Origin of the sequence: Streptomyces sp. P9-A2 (assembly GCF_036634175.1) — a bacterium.
In the GTDB taxonomy this organism is placed as follows: domain Bacteria; phylum Actinomycetota; class Actinomycetes; order Streptomycetales; family Streptomycetaceae; genus Streptomyces; species Streptomyces pratens.
On the sequence record NZ_JAZIFX010000001.1, the window covers coordinates 7,266,522 to 7,288,910 of the forward strand.

The window sequence follows — 22,389 nt, forward strand, 5'->3', positions numbered from 1 at the left end:
CGGCCCTGGGCGCGGTGGCCCTGAGCGGTGCGGTGCCGCCCGGCGCGGCCGCACGCGTGAGTGCACCGGGCGGCCCTTTGGGCCGGGGGTGTCCCGGCGCACCGCCGAACGGTACGTGAAGGGTGCGAAAGGGAACCGCGGGTGCCGGGTCCGGGCGCCGGCCCGGACCCGGTGTCACCTCAGCGACGTACCCGGGCGTGGGCCGCGGCGAGGTGCCCGCCCACCTCGGCGGTGCTGATGAGGACCGCCGTGTTGGCCTGGGCGGTGCGGCCTCCGGTCGCCTTGTTCACGGCACGCATCAGGTACTTGGTGATCGAGCTGCCCCTGACGCCGTCGCGTTCGGCGGCGGCCAGGGCCTCCTGCACGGCAGCCTCGGCCACGGCGCTGTCGACGGCGTCCTCGGCGCGCGGGGGCGTGGTGATGACGACCGCGCTGTTGTTGCCCGCCGCCCAGTGGTTCTCCACCACGCGGGCGATCACCTCCGGTTCGTCGATGCGGTGCGGGCTGCGGATTCCGCTGGAGGCGCAGTAGAAGGCCGGGAAGCCGTCCGAGCGGTACGACACCAGCGGTACGCACTGTGTCTCCAGATACTCCGTCGTCAGGTTCAGCTGGTGCGGCTGTCCTCGATCAGGTGGCGCAGCCGGGCCTCGGGGTACTCCGGGGACAGCGGCAGATAGGCGCCCCCCGCGAAGAGGATCCCCCATGCTCCGGCCAGCAGGTCGGCCGAGGGCTCGGCGTACAGGCCCACGCAGGTGTCGGGCCCCACACCGAGGGAACGCAGGCGGGTGGCCATGCGTGCGGCGGCAGCGACCAACTGCCCGTAGGTCAAGTCCGGTCCGTCGCCGGTGACCGCGATGACGTCGGGACGTGTCCTGGCCTGCTGGAGCAGAAGGTCGGGCAGGCAGACCCCGCTGCCCGGACGGGGCGGTAACTCCGAAGCCCGGTCCGCGGTCGACATCGTGCTGATCACTTGGCCCCCGTGTCGGTCGTGCCGAAATAGCGGTCTCCGAAGTCGCCGATGCCGGGGACCATGAACGCGTGTTCGTTGAGACGTTCCTCGATGGACGAGGTGACGATCTTCACCAGTGGATGGGCGTTCTGGACGCTGGTGATGCCCTCCGGTGCGGCCAGGAAGTCGATGAGGACGATGTTCTCCTCGCGCACCCCGGCCCCGGTCAGCACCTCGATCGCCGCATTCGCCGAGCCGCCGGTGGCCAGCATGGGTTCCAGCAGCAGTACATGGCGCTCGGCGATGTCGGCAGGCAGGTGGGAGTAGTACAGACGCGGCATCTTGGTCCGCTTGTCGCGCTGGATGAGGATCTTGCCGATGCGGATGCCCGGGTGGATGTCCCGCAGCTCCGCCTCCATGCTCTCCCCGGCACGGATGACCGGCACCGCGCACACCTTCACCGCGAATCTGAGACCGTGGTAGGTGGCGCCGACCGGTGTGGTCACCTCGTGCCCGGTGAAGGGGAGCTGGTCGAGTCCCGCTTCGAGAAGCAGTCGGATGATGCGGCGTGAGTAGTGGACGAAGTCCGCCCGCCGGGCATCACGGTCTCTGACGACCGTGTGCAACGCGCGTAGTTGATTGGTTTGCGGAAGTAAGTGCACATTTTTGTAAGGGAGTTGCGACATGGATGGTGCTCCTCCTGTACCCGTGTGCCGGCTCTGCCTTGTCTGGAGGTGGGGCCCCGGCCGGTCTATTCCGTGGGCGGTTTCTCGAAGGTGGGAGGCAACTCGGGGGTCGCGGTGAACTGTGCGGCCGCGACCCGGTATGCGGAGCGGTGGCCGCTGCGCTCCCAGACACGGCGCAGCACGTGGGCGAGCTTCGGATTGTGCTCCTCCTCCAGCACCGCCCTGGCGACGATCGTGCGCCAGTCCTCCTGGCAGGCGGACTCGGCGTCGACGGCGGAGCGGAAGAGGTCATGCAGTGCCGCGAGCTTGTGGCGACGAGGGAAGTCCCCACCGGAGAAGACGATGCCGAGCAGTCCGCTCCAGTAGCAGTGGACGGCGTGGCGCCGCAGGTCCGCGGGCAGTCGCTCGGCGATCTGCTCCACGGCGTGCAGGGAGGTGATCAGGTGGAGGAGAACGAAGTCCCCGGGCCGGGCCAGGTAGAGCAGTGTGACCGCGTAGTACAGCCGCTCCCAGTCGATCTCCGTGTCGTTGGCCCAGGCCGGTGTGGCGTTGATGAGCGGGTGCCCTTCGCCAAGCGTGCGCGCGATGTGGAACTGCAGCCCTGAGCGCAGGAGTTCGGGATGTATCCGGCCGTCCGCGACGGGCGAGGTGTCGGCCAGTACCTCGGCGACCCAGTGCCTGAGCTCGTCGCGGCGTTCGTCCCACTCTCCCGCGAGGCGCAGCAGCGAGTCGACCGGAGACGCGTCGTCGGTGGCCGGGTGGTCTGCCGCGCGTTCGGGGTGGCAGTCGACGTAGGTGAACGCCATGTACGCCAGGCCCTCGATCGCCATCCAGCGGCTGCCGATGTCGAGCGCCCAGCCCAGGTGGATGGTGGCGTGGGTGAAGGCGCCGACCCAGCCGGGCAGCAGCACGGGCACGTAGCGGCGCGTGAGTTCGTCGAGACCGAGTGCCCGCTCCTGCCGGTCGAAGAAGTCGCAGTACGACCAGAAGCTGGTCCGTTGCCCGAGGTGTTCCCGCCAGTTGGCCTCTGTGATGGTGAACCGGTCGGGCTTCGGCGGTTCGAGGCCGAATCCGTAAGTGGTGAGCTTCGTGTAGTTGTCGTAGTAAGCCTTGATCTCGGAGCCCGGGACGCCCAGTCCGGCCAGTGCGACAACGGCGTGCTTGGCATGGTTGGTGAGGTGACCGTTGAACTCGATGTGGTACGAGCGGTCGTTCAGGAGGTCGTCGACGATTTCCCGGTCGAGGACCCGGTCTGCGAGCCGGTCGGACATGATGGTGTTTCCTTCCTGTTCCTGCGGACCCATTCGGTCAGCCGAGGCAAGGAGAGCCCCAGGAGGACGAGGACGACGCCGACGAGCCGGAGCGCGGACGGGAACGCCCGCTGCTCGATGCAGTCGATCGTGACCGCGGACAGCACCTGGCCGCTGATGACGAGCAGCGAGGCGTTCATCGCGCCGAGGCGGGGAAACACATGGCTGTTGACCGCCACGAAGAGGGCGCCGAACGCGCCGCCCAGGTAGGCGGCGAGTGGCGCGGACCCCGCCTTCGGCCAGCTGTACAGGGCGAACAGGACCACGGTCAGGAAGGCGAACCCGACGACGTGGTTCCACACGGAGGCTCTGAAGGCGCCGACGCGAGTGCTGAGCTGGCCGTTGACGGCACGGCTGGTGCCGATGAGCACACCGTTGACGAGCGCGAACAGGACGTACAGGAGCACGTCTCACGCCCCGCCGACGACGATCAGCACGCTGCCCGCGAGGACGAGGGCGGCTGTCCCGAGAGCGGTCGGGGTGACGCGGAGTTTGGGGATGCGCAGCAGCCCCCACTGGTCCGAGGCGATACCGAAGAGGACCTGCCCGGTCAGCATCAGGGCGATGGTGCCCGAGAGCGCCAGCTCGCTGTTGACGCTGATCGCGGAGAGGATCACGACGAACGCGCCCGCGATGCCTCCCAGATAGAACCAGCGCGGCGTCCGCTCAAGCTTCCGCGACTGCGACTGCGACTGCGACTGCGACTGCGGCTCCGGCCGTGCACGCCTGGTGGCGCGAGCGGTCACGGCCACCAGGCTCAGGGCGACCACGGCACCGATGCCATGCGCAGCCCAGGAGGCGAACACGGCGGTTGTGTGATACGCCAATTGGCTGTTGAACTCGGTCATCAGGGTGAGGATCACGCCCCCGGCGAGGGCCAGGAGCCAGTCGGTGGCACGTCCGGTCACGCTGCGGGCCCCTCCGCCATGGACGGCAGTGCGGCGCCGAGCAGCTTCACGACGTCGTCGAAGGTGTCGGCGGTCCAGGTCGGCTCGGCAGTGGCGAGCTCCGCGACACCGTGGATGCCGTAGGTGACGGCGATCGATCGCATGCCGGCGGCCTGGGCCATCCTCAGGTCATGGGTAGTGTCTCCGACCATCACGGCCCGCCCGGCGGGAACGCCTAGGGTCTCGAGAACCAACAGCCCTGGTTCCGGGTGAGGTTTGGGATGGATCACCTGGTCGGCTCCCACGACCTCGGCGAAGTGGTCGCGCAGTCCGGCCGCCTTGAGCAGGGCGTCGGCGCTGGCGTGGAACTTGCTGGTCGCGACGGCGAGGAGGATGCCTTGACTGCGGAGCGTGTCCAGACCGTCGGCCACACCGGGGAAAAGAAGCTCGGAGGCCCTGGGCAGGATGAGTTCCTTGAAGCAGATCTGGTACTGCCGCACGCCCTTGGTGACCTGTTCGTGCTCCGGGGGGAGGCCCCGCAGCCGTCCGAAGGCCTGTTCCAGGGGCAGTCCGATCGTGGCCCGTACTGCCCCGGGGTCGGGCTCCGCGACGCCGAGGGAGGTGAACGTGGCCGTGAATGTCTCCACTATGGCGCGGGGTGTGTCGACGAGCGTTCCGTCCAGGTCGAAGACGGCCAGCTGGGGCATGAGAATCCTTTCCTTACCGCTGCCACCAGGCAGGCAGGCAGGCAAACTGTGCCCCATTCACACTACGGCTGCATATCCCACCGGTTGTTTCAAGTAATGCCCGCAGTCTTCCCGGAGCTTACGAACGTATCGCTGTCCCGTCGTGAACGGGATGACCGGCATACCAGGCAGGGCCCCGTCAAGACCAACTGGCCTCGGATCTGATGCCGAGTCAGTGGGCTCGACGTGTGGCCGGCCCGTGTTCGGGCCGTCGTCACATCCGTGAGAATCTGGCTGGCGGACATCGCACCGCGCGACCGTCGCCGGCTCTCTTCTCTCCTCAGCCTCCGGGGCCCCGTACGTACCGTCACCCGGCGACCGCCCCGAGGTGGGCTTCCCCGGCCGGCGGCCGGACCCCGGCACCGGATACAGCCCCGTCGGTCCCAGCCCACCCCGGACCACTCCAAGCCCCGGCGAGGTGACAAGGCTGTCCGGGCCCTCGTGGAGAACTCCTCGAACGGGACTGGAAAACGGCTCGGTTCGTCATGAAACGGCCGCGCCGGATCCGGTGGGCCACTCACCACATCGGGCCGCGGCACGGGAGGAGAGCAGTGGCGTTTCCTCAGAGGCTCTCACTTCCATGAGGTGTCGAGGACGAGCGCGGCTCGGGCGATGCGTCCGAGCCGGCCAGGGCTGAGCGTGCTGTGCTGCAGCGCGCGCCGGCGTTGCTCGGGCTCTGCGGCGGACCCGCTCGCCCAGAACTCGAATGCCGCGCAGGAGCCTGTTGTGGGCGCGGGTGTCCGGCGCGAGCGGGGAGGTGATGCCGGGTGCGGACGCAATGGTGTGCGCATGCCCTTGCCGGCGCGGGCCGCCGCGTACAGAGGGGAGCGCGCAGGCCGTCGACGGGTCCTGCAACTCCCGGCGCGTCCAGAAGCGGCTCGGCTGCCTCGGCCCCGTCGAGTTCGAGGAGAAGCACTACGCCCACCAGGCAACGACCGGACGATCGAAACCGAAATCCCGGCAGCCCTTCCTGAACGGCTGAACGGCTGAACGGCTGAACGGCACCTCCCGCGTGTCGGGGGAACCTCACCGGAAGGGTCACCCCTTGTCGGATCCCGCCCGGGTGCTGCCTGTCCTGGCGGCGTGGGACACGCGAAGGCCTCCTGAGCGGGACCGGGAGTCGGTGCCGGGAGTCGGTGCCGAGGGTCGGGCGGCGTGTCAGAAGGGCAATGTCGCCGGCCCCGGGACGTACTCCGGGTCCACCTGGGCGGCCAGGTCCTCGCCGGTGCGGGCATCGGCCCAGGAGCGGGCGTTGCGCAGGTGGAACTCCACGGCGTGGCGGTGGAGGCGGTCCCAGTCGCGGGGGTGGGAGTCGACGGCCTCGCGCATGACGGTCAGGGCGTGGCGGTTGTGGGGCTCCAGTGCGCTCAGGGGGTCCGAAGCGTTCGGGGAGCCGGAGGCGGTCGGGGTGTCCGGGGCGGTCGGCGGGGTTCTGCCCTGCTCCGCGGCCCGCACCCAGTCCGAGTGCACGAGGTGGGTCAGGAGGTCGTCGCCCACCTGTTCCTTGAGGAAGAGGAGGTCGTCCTCGCAGGTGACCTTGTTGCCGACGACCGCGACGCGGATGCCGAACTCGCGGGCGTGGTCCCGGTACTGGCGGTAGACGGAGACGCCCTTACGGGTGGGTTCGGCGACCAGGAAGGTCAGGTCGAAGCGGGTGAACAGGCCGGAGGCGAAGGCGTCGGCGCCGGCGGTCATGTCGACCACCACGTATTCGCCGGGGCCGTCGATCAGGTGGCCCAGGTACAGCTCCACCGCGCCCAGCTTGGAGTGGTAGCAGGCCACGCCCAGGTCGTTGTCGTCGAACTGGCCCGTGGCCATCAGCGGGACGCCGCCGGCCCGGGAGACGTGCCGCGTGTGCAGTTCGTCGTCGCCGAGCAGGCTCAGGAGACGTGAGCCGCGGCCGGGCGGGGTCGTCTTGATCATCGACTCGGTGGAGGTGATGCGAGGATTGGTGCCGCGCAGGTACGTCTTGATGTCGTGCAGTCGCGGGCCCAGGGGAGAGGGCGTCACCGGGGTGTCCCCGGCGGGGGCCAGCGCCTCGGCCAGGTGCTGGTTGATGTCGCCGTCGATGGCGAGCACCGGGGCGCCGGCGGCGGCCAGGTGACGGGAGAAGAGGGCCGACATCGTGGTCTTGCCGCTGCCGCCCTTGCCGACGAACGCGATCCTCATCGACACTCCACTGTTTTGAAAATGAATGTCATGTCGCTAGGTTTTAAGGGTGTGGCCGTGACGGTGTCAAATCCATCGTCGCGTGTCGGGCCCGCTTCATCGCGCCTTTCACCCGGACGAACGACCCTGGAGGCTTGGACTCCTGACGGAACGGGGCCCGGGCGACTGGTGATGGAAGAGTTCGACAGGCGCGATGTCCGGCCGACGCCGACCGGCGCCGGCGGATGGGGGCGCAGGCCAGGGTGAGGAAGGCTTCGTGGGTGTCGTCGCGAGTCTTCCGGCGGATCCGCAGCCGGCGGAATCAGCTCAGATGGGCGAACGCCCTTTCGGCGCAACATCGTTGGGTGCCAAACCTGAGTCGCGCTCGGTGCCGCGGCGGGCGATCGGCGGCTTCACGTCGAGATCCTGGCCCGGTCGGTGGTTTGGCTCCAGCATTCCTGGACGGTGGCTCGCTCATCTCGTCGGACTCGACCGAGTGTCAAGCGGAGGCCAGAGGTGGGTGCGCGCGGCAGGAGGGCAGGGTCTGCCGGGTTCGCCCGTCGCGGGGAGGTCCTCGCGAGGCATGGACAGCGTGGGGCGCATATCGAACGCTGTCCACGTGTGCAGAGTGAAGGAGCGTACGTAGGAGAGCCGCCAGATGCCGCGTCCTTTGAGGCGACTCGTCATCAGACACTTTTCCGTCAAGGTCGTGAGAGCGGTTGGTGGGCGCTGCCTGACGGGGCGTTGGGCAGATTCGAAGGTGTGGGAGGGGCTCCGCTCCCTCCCGCGCTGATGAACGGAAGGAACGGTATGGCGCGGGGACGCTTCACTGTCGGCGAAAGAACCCGTAGAAATCTGCGATGGGAAACTATTGCCATGATGCCGTGCGTCCTTTTCTTGATTTACCTTGTTATGACTCAAGGGGTCAATGAAGCGTGGATCAGTCTTTTCATTGTTGCCGCACTTTGGGCTCTCATGGCTTGGCGTTTTAAGAGTATGGGAAGTGAGGGTCCACCCTCTCGGATCTAATACTTCCGTGGAGTGTCGGTCCTGAGTTGGCGGTTGTCGTTGTCCGGGTATGGAGGCGACATTCGTAAACGAAGTCGGCGGGGTGGCGGCTGCGAAGACACAGGCCACTCCTTCGTTGATTTCCCCCATGTTCCTCGGCGCTACGGCCCGGCGGGCCCTGACGCGCAAAACACCGATCGAAGCTGTTCCACGGCTGTTCTGCTTCGCTGGTACCCGCCTCGGTCCGACCGGCCTGTACAAGGTGGGGCACCGCTACTACGATCTGTAATTGGGCCGCTTCACCCAGCCCGACTCCGGCGGGTCAGGAGAAGAATCCCTACCTCTACGCCGCTGATGACCCCATCAGCGACACCGCTCCCACCGGACTGGCACCCTCTGTCGGAGAAAACACCGTGGTGACCCTGGGTGTCGTCAGTGTGGTGACGGGTGTGGGGGAGTCTTGGCGGCAGGAGCGGTCACGGCGCAGATGCTTGGCGATATCAGTCTCACAACCGGTAGAGCAGGTGGCATTGGTGGGGCGTCCTGCATATTCTGGGAAGGATGCCAGAAATGAAGATCGTCAGTTATGGGCTGCTTGCGGTATCGCTGATCGCATTGGTTGGCGCCAGTGGCATGATGATCACCAGTGGCACCGGATCGGCGCGTAGTCGATCCGCAAGGAAAGCTTTGATCATCATCGCGGTTTTCGCTGCACTCGGCATTGCAGGAGTACTTCTGGCGTAGTGGGAATTTCGCAACAGGACGGGTGTCGCAGTACGTCCTTTGCGGCACGCGTCCGCACGTCCCTTGGGGGGCCGCTCCGGACTGGCCCCCCGCTCCGCGGGCCGGTTGCCGTCCTGAGCGGCCTGCGGTCCGGACTGCCTCACCGGCGCCGTCCCTCCCGTGAGACGTCATCGCCGACGATGCGCCGCCGCCCGTTTCATGGTCTGCGGCCTGATGGTCACCTCGGCGAGGGGACGGACGTCCGGACCGTGTGGGTGAGGGCACGGCCGACCCGCCATCCGGCGGAACATGGCTTAATGCGCATGCTGTGCAAGTGCGTGACTATCTCATCAGGACCGCGGGTCCGGCAGACCTCGACCGTGCGCGAGCCGTGATGCTCGACACCGTCTACCGGGACTTCGAAACCGGGTACGTGCCCCGCTGGCACGGCGACATCATCGACCCGTCCGCCGCCTATCTCGCCCCGCCGCGTCACACCCTCCTCGTCGCGATCGACCCAGAGGGCGACAGCGGCGACGGGAGCGGTGACAGGAGCGGCGACGGCAGCGGTGCCGGTGAGGTCGTCGCCACCGCGGCGCTCGACTCCCGGGGGCCCGCCCCCCGCCGAACCCGTGGGAGCTCGCCGAGCGGTATCCCTCCGGCGAGACCGCGCAGGTGCGGCGCGTGTACGTCCGGCCCGGCCACCGCAGGCGCGGACTCGCCCGGCGCCTGGTCGACGAGCTGCTCGACTTCGCCGCGGCCGACGGTGGTTACCGGTCCGTGTATCTGCACACCGACCCGTCCGTCCCCGGCGCCGAGGCCTTTCTGGCGGTCCCTCGCCAAGGTCGCGCTGCCCGCCGAGGTGGAGCGCGTCACCGGATCGCAGGCTTCGCTGGCCTGGCTGTTCGCGCTGTCCTCGCTGCTGGTGGTGACCGCCCAACTGCCCGTGACCCGCTGGGCGGGGGAGCGGACGGCGATGCGCCGGTCCATGGCGGCCGGTCTGCTGCTGATCGCGGCCGGGTTCGCGGTGGTGGCGGGCGCGGCCGCGACGACGCGGCCCGAGGAATGGCCGGGCGCCCTCGAGCTGGCGCCGGTGGCCGCCTTCGTCGTCCTGCTCACCTTCGGCCAGATGCTGGTCGCACCCGTGGCCCGTGCCTGGGTCCCCGACCTCGCCGAGGACGGCCGGCTCGGCCTCTACACCGGGGCGCTGTCCTCCGTCTCCGGCCTCATCGTGCTGCTCGGCAGCTCGGCGACCGGAACCCTGCTGGACGCGGGGATGCCCCCGGCGGTGCCCTGGCTGGTCCTGGCCGGCGTCACCGCGGCGGCGGTGGGACTGCTGCCCCGGCGCGGGTGATGGGACACCACAAGCCCGTTCGGTCTTCCCTGGCTCCCGGTCCTTGGCCCTCGGTCCTCGGCTCCCGGTCCTTGGCCCTCGGTCCTCGGCTCCCGGTCCTTGGCCCTCGGTCCTCGGCTCCCGGTCCTTGGCCCTCGGCTCCCGGTGCTTGGTCCTCGGCTCTCGGTCCTCGGCTCCCGGTGTTCCGGCGCGGACCGCACGTGTCCGTCGTCGGCGCGGTGCCGTGCGGGGGCTCACTCCCCGTTGAGGCATGCTGTACGCATGAGTTCCGAAGCCATAACCCAACTGCACGAGGTACGCGAGCTGTTGGCGTCCTTCCAGGGGCCGTCCAGTATCCGCCGGGCCGCCGAACTGGAGGGCGTCGCCGAGAAGGTCGCCTCCTGCGCCGCGGACCTGGTCGACGTCGAGGTCCCCCGCGACCTTCAGCTCCGGCTCGCCTTCGCCGTCAGAGCCCTTCAGGGCGCGGAGAAGGCGGCCCGTGCCCACCGCCGCAATCCGCTGACCCGCCCGCTCTCCCATACCCGCTTCGCACTGAACACGGGCAAGGCGGGCGGCTGGATCCACGGCGCTCTGCAGATCCTGGACCCCGAGAACACGCCCCCGTCCCCCTACGATCCGGACGAGGCGAACGCCGGGTGACCGACCGCGGAGTCCGCGCCGGCCACCGCGGCCGGCCGGGTGTCACCGCGCGACGAGCTCCCGCGCCGGCCGCTCGACGGGGGCGGGCCGCACCCGCGAGGTCCGCCACAGCCACAGTACGTCCCGGCCGAACGACCACACCAGCAGCCCCAGCGCCAGCGCCGCCACCCCGACGTTGACCAGGTGCGGCAGCAGGTCCGCGCCCGCCACCAGCAGGAGTACGCCCTGGAGCGCGGCCACCGTCTTGCGGGCCGTGCTCGGCGGCAGCGCGGCGTTCAGCCACGGCCACACCCGGGCCGCGGCGACGAAGACGTACCGCATACCGCCGATCAGCAGCACCCAGGGCCCCATCGCCATCGACACGTACACGCTGAGCACCAGGATGAGGAACGCGTCCACCTCCATGTCGAAGCGGGCGCCCAGCGGCGTCGAGGTGCCCGTCCTGCGGGCCACCTTGCCGTCCACCCCGTCGAGGATGAGGGCCACCGCGGTCAGGCCGACGAACAGGGTGACGGGCGGTGAGTCCTGGAAGGAGTCGGCCACCAGCGCGGTCACCCCGCCGACCAGGATCGCCCGGCCGAGCGTGACCCGGTTGGCCGCGCCGAACGAGCGCAGCCGGGACCGGTGCAGGGCCCGGGAGAGCACCGCCCAGGTGGCGATCGCGAACGCGAGGCCGGTCAGCCAGCCCGCAGGGCCCATGCCGATCACCGTACCGATCAGCGCCAGCAGCAGAACCTGTATGCCCGCCCCCACGGCGGTCTCCTGCTGTACGAGCCTTGCGTCGTAACTGTTGTTCAGGGCCACCGAACACCCTCCGGCCATGTGACAGAGTCGATCACCGCCGCTACCTTGTGCGCGGCCTGTGCACCTCTCGGTACGCGTGCAACGTGTCGATCGTTCAGGAGGAATTCGATGAACCACGCCGCTCATGCGTTCTGGCTCGACTCGCCCGGACGAGGTGAGATCCGCGAAGTCCCCCTGCCCGGACCGGGCGAGGACGAGGTGCTGGTGCGCTCGCTGTACTCCGGCGTGAGCCGCGGCACGGAGACCCTCGTCTTCCGCGGCCACGTGCCCGAGAGCCAGCACGCCGCGATGCGCGCGCCGTTCCAGGAGGGCGACTTCCCGGGACCGGTGAAGTACGGCTACCTCAACGTGGGCGTGGTGGAGGAAGGGCCGAGGACACTCGTCGGGCGGACGGTCTTCTGCCTCTACCCGCACCAGACCCGCTACGTCGTCCCGGCGAGCGCGGTGACCCCCGTGCCCGACACCGTGCCCGCCCGCCGGGCCGTGCTCGCCGGCACCGTGGAGACCGCCGTCAACGCCCTGTGGGACGCCGCGCCGTTGATCGGCGACCGGATCGCCGTCGTCGGCGGCGGCATGGTCGGCAGTTCGGTCGCCGCGCTGCTGGCCCGCTTCCCGGGCGTACGGGTCCAGCTCGTCGACGCCGACCCGGCGCGCGCCAAGACCGCCGAGGCCCTCGGCGTCGGCTTCGCGCTGCCCGCGGACGCCCTCGGCGGATGCGACCTGGTCGTCCACGCCAGCGCCACCGAACAGGGCCTCGCCCGGTCCCTCGAACTCCTCTCCGCCGAGGGCACGGTGATCGAACTGAGCTGGTACGGCGACCGGAAGGTGAGCCTCCCGCTGGGTGAGGACTTCCACTCACGACGGCTCGTCATCCGCGGCAGCCAGGTCGGCACGGTCTCCCCGGCCCGCCCCGGCCGCAGCTACGCCGACCGGCTCGCCCTCGCCCTCGACCTGCTGGCCGACCCGGCCCTGGACGCGCTCATCACCGGCGAGTCGCAGTTCGCGGAACTGCCCGCCCTCATGCCCCGCCTCGCCTCCGGCGAGGTCCCGGCACTGTGCCACCTCGTACGCTACGACGAGACCGCCGCAGGCTGACCCCGGTTCAGGGCCCGGACAGAGGGCCCGGGTCCGCTCCGCGGACCGCCCGAGGACAGCTCCGGGCCCTGACCTGAGAAAAGACGTATCCGACGCTGAACGCCGGGAGGCGTACGGCCGTACTACCCGGCATCCCCGGCGGCGATCGGCCGGGGAGCAGACGCGCCGCACCTGGAGGGTCGTCCGTTGTTCAGCATCACCGTCCGCGATCACATCATGATCGCCCACAGCTTCCACGGCGAGGTCTTCGGACCGGCCCAACGCCTGCACGGGGCCACGTTCCTCGTGGACGCCACGTTCCGGCGCGAACAGTTGGACGAGGACAACCTCGTCGTCGACATCGGCCTGGCCACACAGGAACTCGGGGCCGTGGCCGGCGAGCTGAACTACCGCAACCTCGACAACGAACCGGACTTCGCGGGGATCAACACCTCCACGGAGTACCTGGCCAAGGTCATCGCGGACCGGCTCGCCGAGCGCATCCACAAGGGTGCGCTGGGGGAGGGCGCCAAGGGCATCACGGGGCTCACCGTCACCCTGCACGAGTCGCACATCGCCTGGGCGAGTTACGAGCGTGAGCTGTGACCGACACGAGCATCGACGTGGCCGACAAGGCCGTCGACGTGACCGGTAAGGACGTCGACCGCGCCCGCCTGGACTACGTTCCGCAGCAGTCATCGGCCCAGGCGCCCGCGCAGGCCACCGCCCAGACACCTGCCCCGGCCGCCGCCGGCCAGGCCTCCGCCCGATGGAACGGAGGGATCATCCCCATGTCCCTGCGCCGCGTGCACTTCCTGATGCCGGGGGGCGTCGACGACCCGTCGGTGCCGAGCGGCGGCAACGCGTACGACCGGCGCGTGTGCCTGGACCTGCCCGGCTTCGGCTGGCAGGTGGAACGGCACACCGTGGCCGGCGACTGGCCCCGCCCGGACGCCGCCGCCCGCAGCGCACTAGCCCGCACCCTGCGCGAACTGCCGGACGGCACCGTCGTCCTGCTGGACGGACTGGTCGCCTGCGGGGTCCCCGAGATCGTCGTCCCGGAGGCGGAACGGCTGCGCATGGCCGTCCTCGTCCACCTCCCGCTCGGCGACGAGACCGGACTCGCCCCGGCCGTCGCCGCCGACCTGGACGCCCGCGAGCGTACGGTGCTGCGTGCGGTGCCCGCCGTGATCGGCACCAGCGACTGGGCGGTACGCCGCCTGGTCTCCCACCACGGTCTCGCACCCGACCGCGTCCACGTCGCCGCTCCCGGCGCCGACATCGCGCCCCTCGCCTCCGGCACCGACGGCGTCTCCCGGCTGCTCTGCGTCGCCGCCGTCACCCCGCGCAAGGGACAGCACCGGCTGGTGGAGGCACTGGCCGCGGTGTCCGACCTGCCGTGGAGCTGCGCCCTGGTCGGCGGGCTCGCCCACGACCCCGAGTACGTCACCCATCTGCGGTACCTGATCGGCAAGCACGGTCTCAAGGACCGGCTCGAGCTGACGGGTCCGAAAGCCGGTGCCGAGCTCGACGCCACTTACGCCACCGCCGACCTGATGGTCCTCACCTCGTACGCCGAGACGTACGGCATGGCGGTCACCGAGGCGCTGGCACGCGGCATCCCGGTCCTGGCCACCGATGTCGGCGGCCTGCCCGAGGCGGTCGGCCGCGCACCCGACGGAGGGGTGCCCGGCATCCTCGTCCCGCCGGAGAACCCCGCCGCCATCGCCGTCGAACTACGCGGCTGGTTCGGCGAGGCGGACGTCCGCCGCCGGCTGAAGGCGGCCGCGCGCGGCCGGCGCGCCGCGCTCGGCGGCTGGGCGAGCACCGCACAGAGCCTGGCGACGGTACTGCGCCGGCTTCCTACCGAACCCCGGAGGGCCGCATGACCGACCAGGCGACGACACAGCAGGCCGGCAGCAGCACCGGCACGAGTACGGCCATGGCCACGGACACCGGCGGCACCGGCGGCACCGGTGCGATCCCGGCCCAGCCCGGCCCCCGGGACGAGGACGCCCGGTCCGTCATCCCCGGCGCCGGACCCGCACCGCGTCCCGGTGAGCGGGCGACCCTCCGACTGCGGGGGACGGAGAGCGACATCGATTCCGAGGCCGACGAACCCGCCCGGTACGCGCCCGAGTGGCTCCAGTTGCGCGAGCCCGCCGACGCTTTCGCGCGAGCCCACGACCTGCTCGACCCGCTGCGCATCCGGCTCGCCAACCTGCCCCAGCGGGCCGACGGTTTCGTCATCCACGACATCGGCTGCGGCACCGGCTCGATGGGCCGCTGGCTCGCGCCCCGCCTGGACGGCGCCCAGCACTGGGTCCTGCACGACCGGGACCCCTACCTCCTGCACTTCGCCGCCGTCGCCTCCCCGCGGTCCGCCGCCGACGGCAGCCGTGTCAGCGTGGAGACCCGGCGCGGTGACGTCGCCCGGCTCACCGCGGACGCCCTGGCCGGCGCCTCCCTGGTGACGGCGTCCGCACTCCTCGACGTCCTCACCCGCGAGGACGTCGACGCCCTCGCCGCCGCCTGTGCCGGAGCCGGCTGCCCGGCGCTGCTGACACTGTCGGTGGCCGGACGGGTCGAACTGACCGCGCCGCACCCGCTGGACCAGGAGATCACCGAGGCGTTCAACGCCCACCAGAAGCGAGGCGGACTGCTCGGCCCGGACGCGGCCACCGCGGCCGCGGAGGCCTTCTCCGAACACGGGGCGACCGTACGGCTCAACCCGAGCCCCTGGCGGCTCGGCCCCGAGCAGGCCGAGCTGACCGCGCAGTGGCTGCGGGGCTGGGTCGGCGCGGCCGTGGAGGAACGGCCCGAACTGGCGGAGCCCGCGGGCCGTTACCTGACCGAACGCCTGGAGGCCTGCGCCGCAGGCGACCTGCGGGTCGTCGTCCACCACACCGACCTGCTCGCCCTGTGCAGGCCGGCGGGCGGCGCGGCGTGACTGCCAGGGCTGCGGAGACACCGGTACGGGGCACGCCGGCCCCGGATACGGCGGTCCCGGATACGGTGGCCCCGGTGACGGGAAGGGGGACGGAGCCGGAGACATCTCCGCCGGACCCCGTACACACCGGCACCCGTACCGGCCTCCGCGCCCTTCTCGCCCGGCTCAACACCCCCGCCGGACGCACCCGCCTCGGCACCCTCGCCGGCGTCGTCATCCTCGCGGTGCTGCTGTGGCGCCTGGGCACCGGTGTCTTCGTCGACGGACTGCGCCGGATCGACGGGCCGTCCCTGCTGGCGGCACTCGGCATCGGGCTGGTGACCACGGTGTTCAGTGCCTGGCGCTGGGCGCTGGTGGCCCGCGGTCTGCGCATCCGGCTGCCGCTTCTCCCGGCGGTCGCCGACTACTACCGTGCCCTGTTCCTGAACGCGGCCCTGCCCGGTGGCGTACTCGGCGACGTCCATCGCGCGGTGCGGCACGGGCAGAGCACCGGTGATCTGGGCCGCGGGGTGCGGTCCGTCGTCCTGGAGCGGATGGCCGGACAGTTCGCGCTGTTCGCCGCCGGAGCCGTGATGCTGCTGACCCTGCCGTCCCCGGTCCGGGACGACCTCCGGCAGACGGCACCGCTGGTGGGCCTCGCCGCGCTGGGCGCCTGCGCGGTCGTCCTCGCCCTGCGCATGAACCGGCCGAGGCCGTCACATCGGGGCCGGGCACTGCGGTCGGCGCTCGCCGAGGCACGCGAAGGACTGCTGTCCCGGCGCAACGGGCCGGGCGTCCTCGTCTCCTCCGCCGTCGTCCTCGCCGGGTACCTGGCGATGTTCGTCCTCGCCGCCCGCGTCGCCGGAGTCGGCGCGGCGGTGACCGAGCTGCTGCCGCTGGCCGTCCTGGCGCTGCTCGCCATGTCGCTGCCCCTGAACGTCGGCGGCTGGGGCCCCCGTGAGGGCGTCGCCGCCTGGGCGTTCGGCGCCGCGGGACTGGGCGCGGGCCGGGGCCTGACCGTCGCCGTGGTCTACGGAGTGCTCAGCCTCGCGGCGAGCCTGCCCGGCGTGATCGTGCTCGTCGCCCGCTGGTACGCCGGCCTGCGCGCCGGACGCCGGACGGCCGCCACCACCACGACCCCACCGGCATCCGCACCCACACCCGCGCCGGAGTCGGCACTCGCGCCGGCATCCGTACCCGCGCCGGCACCCGCGCCCGCACCCGCACCCGTGCCGGCACAGGCGCCCGCACCCGTCTCCCCGGCCCAGGACGCCCCCGGCCGCGCGCCGCTCGCCCCGGACTACGCGTCGCTGCCGCCACTGGCGGTGAGCATCGAGAAATACGCGCCGAAGGAATCCGCCAGGCTCACGAGAAGTTCCCTGCCCTTTTCCGCGGAGCCCAGCGAAGGGCGGCCGATGACACCGGAATCGGTATAGGCGGACATTCCCAGTGTGAGCAACTGGCGCCGGTCGTCGGCGACATGATCGGATGTCTCATAACCGGGTCGGAGCAATTCGGGATGAGTGTGCAGAAGGATGGAGGTCTCGATTTCCCCCGCGTGCATGTCGGTGAGCAGTGAGGTTTCCACACCGGCGTGCCGGAGCGCGGTCTCCCAGTCCTCCGGGGCGGGGAACAGGGCCATGCGCTCGCCGCGGGCGGAGGATTCCTGAACGACGTTGCCGAGTACGTAGTTTCCGCCGTGTCCGTTGACCACCACCAGGGTGTCCACACCGGACCGGCGCAGCGAGTCGGCGATGTCCCGTACCACCGCGTGAAGGGTCACGGAGGAGATGGAGACGGTCCCCGGCCAGGCCGCGTGCTCGTGCGAGCAGCCGATCGTCACCGGAGGCAGGAGGTGCACCGGGTACGCGTCGGCGATCGCCCGCGCGACGGCACACGCCACCAGGGTGTCGGTCGCCAGCGGCAGGAACGGGCCGTGCTGCTCGAAGCTGCCGACGGGAAGGACCGCGATCTGCCGTGAGACGTCGGCGCCCCGTTTCCGTACATCTTCTGTAGTATCCGCCGGCAACAGACCGTGGACCGGGCCGTATGCCGCCGACCGCTTTGGTGAACCACTCATATCCTCACGGCCTTTCGTCTCTGCTTAGGAACTCGAGAATCATGACAGAAAACATAGGCGTACTCGGCAAGAAGACCCCGCAGCGGACCGGCGTGGAACGCGTCGTGAATGCGCCGTTGCCCACCGTGTACGGAAAGTTCCAGGCAGTCGGCTACCTGGACCACGACCGAGGTGACGAACAAGTCGCCCTGGTCTACGGAGACATCGGCACGGACCAGGTCCTCACCCGGCTGCACTCGGAATGCCTGACCGGGGACGCGTTCGGCTCCCAGCACTGCGAGTGCGGCGACCAGCTCGCCGCCGCGCTGCGCGCCGTGGCCGCCGAAGGAGCGGGCGTCGTCGTCTACCTGAGAGGACACGAGGGCCGCGGCATCGGCCTGCTGGCGAAGCTGCGCGCGATGGCCCTGCAGGCGGAGGGCCTGGACACGGTCGAGGCGAACCTCGCCCTCGGCCTGCCGGTGGACGCCCGCGACTACGGCGTCGCCGCCGGCATGCTCCGGGACCTGGGCGTGAAGTCGGTCCGGCTGATGTCCAACAACCCGCGCAAACGCGACGCGTTGCAGCGACACGGTGTCCAGGTCACCGAGCAGGTACCGCTGTTGATACCGCCGTGCGAGAGCAACATCACGTACCTGCGCACCAAGCGGGAGCGCCTCGACCACAACCTGCCCCACCTCGACGCGGTGGCGCACTGGTCCTGACGGCGCACCGGCCGGACACCGGTAGCGGTAGTGGCAGTAGCAGCGGTAGCGGGTTCAGCCGGTCACGGCCTTGTGCACGAGCCGCTTGAGGTCCCGGAAGGCTGTGTGGGAGGACCTGGGCCGCACCTGCGTGTAGAACTGCACGGTCAGGTCGCGGCCCGGGTCGACCCAGAACGCCGTGGTGGCGACCCCAGTCCAGCCGTACGTGCCGAGGCCGGACGGGGCCTGCGTACGGGACGGGTCGACGACGACGGAGACGCCGAGGCCGAAGCCGACCCCCTCGTTGCCGGGCTCGCCGTGGGCCGGACGGCTGCCGAAGGCGCGCAGATCGGCGCCGCCGGGAAGCTGGTTGCGGGTCATCAGGTCCACGGTCCCGGGAGCGAGTATCCGGACCCCGTCCACCTCTCCCCGCCGCCGCAGGAGTTCCATGAAGCGGTGCATGTCGTGGGCCGACGCCACCAGGCCCCCGCTGCCGGACAGGAACCGGGGCCGGCCGTGCAGCGGCAGCCCGGCGACGGGCTCGAGGCCGTAGCTGTCACCGCCGCCGGAGCCGTCCGTCTCCCCGTACAACTCCGCGAGCCGCCCGGCCTGTTCGCCGGTGACGTGGAACCCGGCGTCCGTCATCCCCAGCGGGCCGAGGATCCGCTCGGCGAAGAAGACGTCGAGCGGCTGCCCGGAGACCACCTCGATGATCCGCCCCAGCACATTGGAGGCGACCGAGTAGTTCCACTGCGTGCCCGGGTCGAACTGCAGCGGCAGCCGCGCGTACACGTCGACCGTCCCGGCGAGGTCCGTTCCCGGCGCCACGGACGACTCCAGCCCGGCCTCTCGGTACAGGCCGTCCACGGGATGGGCGTGGTAGAAGGCGAACGTCAGCCCGGCCGTGTGGGTCATCAGATGCCGTACGAGCAGGGGGCCCTCGGCAGGACGCGTCCGTACCCCGTCGCCGGAGCCGCTCTCGTACACGCGGGGCTCGGCGAACGCCGGCAGGTGGCGGCCGACCGGGTCGTCCAGGGACAGCCGGCCCTCCTCCACGAGGATCAGCGCGGCCACGGCCGTCACCGGTTTGGTCATCGAGTAGATCCGCCACAACGTGTCGCTCTCCACCGGAAGCCCGGCCGCGACGTCCCGCCGCCCGTACGCCGTGAGGTGGGCGATCCGCCCGCCCCGCGCGACGGACACCAGGAACCCGGGCAGCCGCCCCGCGTCGACCTCGTGCGCGAAGTGCCGGTCCAGCCGGCCCAGCGCCTCCGCGTCCAGACCGCTCTCCTCCGGGTCGGCCTCTTGCCGCAGCACTCCCATGGCACTCCTTCGATCAAGCTCACGAGCCGATTGCGGTATACCCGCCCGGACCGCGTCGGACCTCGTCCGCGCACGGGAACACACCGGCGAACCCCGTCGGGAACCCCCGACCCGGTCTGCCCCGTTGGGCCGGGTATGACACAGGACACACAGCGGGCCCTGCTGGAGCTGATCGGCGACGAGGGCGGCGGGGTGCTCGTCACCCTGAAGCAGGACGGACGGCCCCAGCTGTCGAACGTCAATCACGCCTACTACCCCGACGCACGCTTGATCCGCGTCTCGATCACGGACGACCGCGCCAAGACCCGCAACCTGCGGCGGGACCCTCGAGCCTCCTACCACGTGACGACCTCCGACCGGTGGGCGTACACGGTCGCCGAGGGCACCGCCGAACTGTCGCCCGTCGCCGCCGACCCGCACGACGGGACGGTGGAGGAACTCATCCGGCTCTATCGCGACGTCAACGGCGAACACCCCGACTGGGACGACTACCGCGCCGCCATGGTCCGCGACCGCCGTCTCGTGCTGCGGCTGCGGGTGGAGCGGGCGTACGGGATTCCGCGGCGCGGCGCGTCACAGGCGTAGGAGACGCAGGCAGGAGGCAGGAGGCAGGAGGCAGGAGGCAGGAGGCAGGAGGAGGCGGACGCAGGAGACAGGCGAGGGCCGCGGGCGCAGGGGACGGACGAAAGCCGGCCGGGACGCCGGAGCCGACGGTGCGGCGTCCGGGGTCCCGGCCGGAGGGGGCGGGGAAGATACGGCGCGGGGCGGCCGATGCGGGTCAGGCCGTCACTTTCTCCGGACGGGCAGCCCCGTCGTCGTTCGCCCGCTCGCCGAGCAGTTCGGTCGGGACGCGGTGCGTTTCGCGGGCGGAGAGCGCCGCGATCACCGGCGGCACGCACAGGGCGGCCGTGAACAGCGCCACCGCCGTCCAGTCGTCGCCGTCCGGGCCGGCGATCTGCGCGGCGAAGGTGACCGCGAAACCGGCCACCGCGAACCCGATCTGGGTGCCGATCGCCATGCCCGAGAGCCGCACCCGGGTCGGGAACATCTCGCCGTAGAAGGAGGGCCACACACCGTTCGCGGCGCTGTAGACGACACCGAAGGTGATGATGCCCAGCAGCATCGTCAGCGCGAAATTGCCGGTGGAGATGGCCCACAGGTAGGCGAACATCGCCACCGCGCTGCCGGCGGCGCCGACCAGGTAGACCGGCCGGCGGCCGATCCGGTCGGAGAGCATGGCCCACAGCGGGATCGCGGCGAGCGCGGCGACGTTCGCCAGCGCGGCCACCCACAGCATCGACGTGCGGGACATGCCCACCGAGTCACTGGTCGCGTACGCCAGCGCCCACACCGTGAAGATCGTGCTGACCGAGGCGACCAGCGCCCCCGCGACCACCCGCAGGACGTCCGCCCAGTGCTCGCGCAGCAGCACCACCAGCGGCAGCTTCACGACACCCTCGGTCGCGGTCTGCTGCTCGAAGGCCGGCGTCTCGTCGAGCTTGCGGCGGATCACGTATCCGACGACGGCGACCGCGACGCTCATCCAGAACGGCACCCGCCAGCCCCAGGAGAGCAACTGCTCCTCGGGCATCGCGGCCACCGGGATGAAGACCAGCGTGGCGAGCAGCTGACCGCCCTGCGTGCCGCTCAGGGTGAAACTGGTGAAGAAGCCGCGCCGGTGGGACGGCGCGTGTTCCAGGGTCATCGAGTTCGCGCTGGCCTGCTCGCCCGCCGCCGAGATGCCCTGCAGGATGCGGCACAGCACCAGCAGGACCGGCGCGAGGGTGCCGACCTGGTCGCGGGTGGGCAGACAGCCGATGAGGAACGTCGACAGACCCATCAGCATCAGGGTGAAGACCATGATCTTCTTCCGGCCGACCCGGTCCCCGTAGTGGCCGAGGAACAGCGCGCCGACGGGCCGGGCCGCGTACGCGACACCGAACGTCGCCAGGGACAGCAGAGTGGCGGTGGCGGGGTCGGAGTCGTCGAAGAAGACCTCCGGGAAGATCAGCGCCGCCGCGCTGCCGTAGATGAAGAAGTCGTAGTACTCCAGGGCGCTGCCGATCCAGGCGGCGGTCGCCGCCTTCTTCGGCTGTCCGGGCGGCTGCCCTGCGGGCTGTCCGGGCGGAGAGGAGTCGCGAGGCGGGTTGGGGACGGACACGGCGGGCTCCTTCGGGGGACTCCACGACGGTACGCGGAGGACGAGCGGAGGGGAGGCGCCGCAGTGCTAATTAACCCACTGGGTAGTTAGTCGCGGCTGGGTACGGATGCTGCGCCCGACCGTGCACGGTGTCAAGGGGTGGCGTCGTACGGACTTGGTCCGGGCTCTGCCGGAGCGGGGGGCCGACGCGCACCGCGCGCAGGTCAGTCCGTCGCCCGCTCCGCCGTCAGGTACGCGATCACCATGTCGCCCAGCATCGCCCGGTAGTGCTCGCGCCGGTCCGCGTCGACCAGGTCGCGGCCGAACAGCGCGCCGAAGGTGTGCCGGTTGGACACCCGGAAGAAGCAGAACGCGCTGATCATCGCGTGCAGGTCGACGGCGTCCACATCGGCAGTGAACAGGCCCGAGCTCTGCCCGGCGGCCAGGATCCGGCGGATCACGTCGAGCGCGGGCGAGCCCATCCGGCCGAGCTTCCCGGAGGCCGCGATGTGCTGCGCGTCATGGATGTTCTCGATGCTCACCAGGCGGATGAAGTCCGGGTGCCGCTCATGGTGGTCGAAGGTCACCTCGGCGAGGCGCCGGATGGCCGCCACCGGGTCCAGATGGTCGACGTCCAGCTCCTGCTCGGCCTCCCGGATCACGCCGTACGCGCGCTCCAGCACGGCCGTGAACAGTTGCTCCTTGCCGCCGAAGTAGTAGTAGATCATCCGCTTGGTGGTGCGGGTGCGGGCGGCGATCTCGTCGACGCGGGCGCCGTCGTAGCCGGCCCGCGCGAATTCCCGGGTCGCCACGTCGAGGATCTCGGTCCTGGTGCGGGCGGCGTCACGGACACGCTCGCGCTCGCGGGGCCGTGCCGGTTCTTCGGCGCTGGTCATGGGTTCCTTCGGG

20 protein-coding genes and 4 pseudogenes are annotated in these 22,389 nt (G+C 70.7%); 11 read left to right on the top strand and 13 right to left on the bottom strand.

Annotated features, from left to right (window positions below; all coding sequences use genetic code 11):
• Positions 1 to 179: 179 nt before the first annotated feature.
• The 8 genes and pseudogenes from V4Y04_RS32785 to V4Y04_RS32820 form a co-directional block, all read right to left on the bottom strand.
• Positions 180 to 608 (bottom strand): annotated as a pseudogene (locus V4Y04_RS32785) (pseudouridine-5'-phosphate glycosidase); the annotation flags it as partial.
• The gene (locus tag V4Y04_RS32790; protein WP_332433082.1) at positions 605 to 958 is read right to left on the bottom strand and encodes an AMP-binding protein; all 354 of its coding nucleotides are present in this window, start codon (positions 956 to 958) and stop codon (positions 605 to 607) included. The pseudogene V4Y04_RS32785 and the gene V4Y04_RS32790, both read right to left, overlap by 4 nt.
• A gap of 8 nt (positions 959 to 966) precedes the next feature.
• A complete protein-coding gene (upp, locus tag V4Y04_RS32795) occupies positions 967 to 1,611 on the bottom strand; it encodes a uracil phosphoribosyltransferase (protein ID WP_332431966.1) in 645 nt (214 codons plus the stop codon).
• Positions 1,612 to 1,700: 89 nt separating this feature from the next.
• Complete coding sequence (locus V4Y04_RS32800; protein ID WP_332431967.1) at positions 1,701 to 2,906, bottom strand: questin oxidase family protein; 1,206 nt, start codon at positions 2,904 to 2,906, stop codon at positions 1,701 to 1,703.
• Positions 2,849 to 3,352: a DMT family transporter gene (locus tag V4Y04_RS32805; RefSeq protein WP_332431968.1), complete on the bottom strand. Its 504-nt coding sequence runs from the start codon at positions 3,350 to 3,352 to the stop codon at positions 2,849 to 2,851. Before V4Y04_RS32805 ends, V4Y04_RS32800 begins: the two co-directional genes overlap by 58 nt.
• A 3-nt stretch (positions 3,353 to 3,355) precedes the next feature.
• Complete coding sequence (locus V4Y04_RS32810; protein ID WP_332431969.1) at positions 3,356 to 3,853, bottom strand: DMT family transporter; 498 nt, start codon at positions 3,851 to 3,853, stop codon at positions 3,356 to 3,358.
• Positions 3,850 to 4,539 carry an HAD family hydrolase gene (locus V4Y04_RS32815; RefSeq protein ID WP_332431970.1) on the bottom strand — a complete coding sequence of 230 codons (690 nt, stop codon included), beginning with the start codon at positions 4,537 to 4,539 and terminating at the stop codon, positions 3,850 to 3,852. Before V4Y04_RS32815 ends, V4Y04_RS32810 begins: the two co-directional genes overlap by 4 nt.
• A gap of 1,197 nt (positions 4,540 to 5,736) precedes the next feature.
• Positions 5,737 to 6,747 (bottom strand): ATP-binding protein, encoded by a 1,011-nt coding sequence (locus V4Y04_RS32820; RefSeq protein WP_332431971.1) that lies wholly within the window; start codon positions 6,745 to 6,747, stop codon positions 5,737 to 5,739.
• A 1,557-nt stretch (positions 6,748 to 8,304) separates the two neighbouring features.
• Between V4Y04_RS32820 and V4Y04_RS32825 the strand changes: the two genes are divergently transcribed.
• The 4 genes and pseudogenes from V4Y04_RS32825 (at position 8,305) to V4Y04_RS32840 (ending at position 10,450) form a co-directional block, all read left to right on the top strand.
• A complete protein-coding gene (locus V4Y04_RS32825; RefSeq protein ID WP_332431972.1) occupies positions 8,305 to 8,478 on the top strand; it encodes a hypothetical protein in 174 nt (57 codons plus the stop codon).
• Positions 8,479 to 9,141: 663 nt separating this feature from the next.
• Positions 9,142 to 9,225 (top strand): annotated as a pseudogene (locus V4Y04_RS32830) (GNAT family N-acetyltransferase); the annotation flags it as partial.
• Between the two features lie 76 nt (positions 9,226 to 9,301).
• A pseudogene (locus V4Y04_RS32835) lies at positions 9,302 to 9,811 on the top strand (MFS transporter); the annotation flags it as partial.
• A 261-nt stretch (positions 9,812 to 10,072) separates the two neighbouring features.
• Positions 10,073 to 10,450: a hypothetical protein gene (locus V4Y04_RS32840; protein ID WP_332431973.1), complete on the top strand. Its 378-nt coding sequence runs from the start codon at positions 10,073 to 10,075 to the stop codon at positions 10,448 to 10,450.
• 42 nt (positions 10,451 to 10,492) lie between these two features.
• Here V4Y04_RS32840 and V4Y04_RS32845 read toward each other — a convergent pair whose 3' ends face one another.
• The gene (locus tag V4Y04_RS32845) at positions 10,493 to 11,254 is read right to left on the bottom strand and encodes a CDP-alcohol phosphatidyltransferase family protein (protein WP_332433083.1); all 762 of its coding nucleotides are present in this window, start codon (positions 11,252 to 11,254) and stop codon (positions 10,493 to 10,495) included.
• A 108-nt stretch (positions 11,255 to 11,362) separates the two neighbouring features.
• Here V4Y04_RS32845 and V4Y04_RS32850 point away from each other — a divergent pair, with 108 nt between their 5' ends.
• From V4Y04_RS32850 to V4Y04_RS37910, 5 genes are all read left to right on the top strand, one after another.
• Positions 11,363 to 12,349 (top strand): zinc-dependent alcohol dehydrogenase, encoded by a 987-nt coding sequence (locus V4Y04_RS32850; RefSeq protein WP_332431974.1) that lies wholly within the window; start codon positions 11,363 to 11,365, stop codon positions 12,347 to 12,349.
• A 186-nt stretch (positions 12,350 to 12,535) separates the two neighbouring features.
• Entirely contained in the window at positions 12,536 to 12,934 is a 399-nt protein-coding gene (locus V4Y04_RS32855) for a 6-pyruvoyl trahydropterin synthase family protein (protein ID WP_332431975.1), read from the top strand.
• A gap of 38 nt (positions 12,935 to 12,972) precedes the next feature.
• Positions 12,973 to 14,217, top strand: coding sequence for a glycosyltransferase family 4 protein (locus V4Y04_RS32860; protein ID WP_443080218.1), 1,245 nt, complete (start codon positions 12,973 to 12,975; stop codon positions 14,215 to 14,217).
• A 53-nt stretch (positions 14,218 to 14,270) separates the two neighbouring features.
• Positions 14,271 to 15,278 (top strand): class I SAM-dependent methyltransferase, encoded by a 1,008-nt coding sequence (locus tag V4Y04_RS32865; protein ID WP_443080219.1) that lies wholly within the window; start codon positions 14,271 to 14,273, stop codon positions 15,276 to 15,278.
• A gap of 65 nt (positions 15,279 to 15,343) precedes the next feature.
• Positions 15,344 to 16,693: a lysylphosphatidylglycerol synthase transmembrane domain-containing protein gene (locus tag V4Y04_RS37910; protein WP_443080117.1), complete on the top strand. Its 1,350-nt coding sequence runs from the start codon at positions 15,344 to 15,346 to the stop codon at positions 16,691 to 16,693.
• On the opposite strand, the pseudogene V4Y04_RS32875 reads toward V4Y04_RS37910, so the two are convergent.
• A pseudogene (locus V4Y04_RS32875) lies at positions 16,579 to 17,337 on the bottom strand (creatininase family protein); the annotation flags it as partial. The gene V4Y04_RS37910 and the pseudogene V4Y04_RS32875 sit on opposite strands and share 115 nt — an antisense overlap.
• A gap of 41 nt (positions 17,338 to 17,378) precedes the next feature.
• On the opposite strand from V4Y04_RS32875, the gene ribA reads away from it, so the two are divergent.
• The gene (gene ribA, locus V4Y04_RS32880) at positions 17,379 to 18,038 is read left to right on the top strand and encodes a GTP cyclohydrolase II (RefSeq protein ID WP_332431979.1); all 660 of its coding nucleotides are present in this window, start codon (positions 17,379 to 17,381) and stop codon (positions 18,036 to 18,038) included.
• Between the two features lie 54 nt (positions 18,039 to 18,092).
• Here the strand turns inward: ribA and V4Y04_RS32885 are convergent, their stop codons facing one another.
• Positions 18,093 to 19,340 carry a serine hydrolase domain-containing protein gene (locus tag V4Y04_RS32885; RefSeq protein WP_332431980.1) on the bottom strand — a complete coding sequence of 416 codons (1,248 nt, stop codon included), beginning with the start codon at positions 19,338 to 19,340 and terminating at the stop codon, positions 18,093 to 18,095.
• 135 nt (positions 19,341 to 19,475) lie between these two features.
• On the opposite strand from V4Y04_RS32885, the gene V4Y04_RS32890 reads away from it, so the two are divergent.
• Positions 19,476 to 19,925 (top strand): TIGR03618 family F420-dependent PPOX class oxidoreductase, encoded by a 450-nt coding sequence (locus V4Y04_RS32890; RefSeq protein ID WP_332431981.1) that lies wholly within the window; start codon positions 19,476 to 19,478, stop codon positions 19,923 to 19,925.
• A gap of 193 nt (positions 19,926 to 20,118) precedes the next feature.
• Here the strand turns inward: V4Y04_RS32890 and V4Y04_RS32895 are convergent, their stop codons facing one another.
• Positions 20,119 to 21,501: an MFS transporter gene (locus V4Y04_RS32895; protein WP_332431982.1), complete on the bottom strand. Its 1,383-nt coding sequence runs from the start codon at positions 21,499 to 21,501 to the stop codon at positions 20,119 to 20,121.
• A 203-nt stretch (positions 21,502 to 21,704) separates the two neighbouring features.
• Entirely contained in the window at positions 21,705 to 22,376 is a 672-nt protein-coding gene (locus tag V4Y04_RS32900) for a TetR/AcrR family transcriptional regulator (RefSeq protein WP_332431983.1), read from the bottom strand.
• Between the last annotated feature and the right edge of the window lie 13 nt (positions 22,377 to 22,389).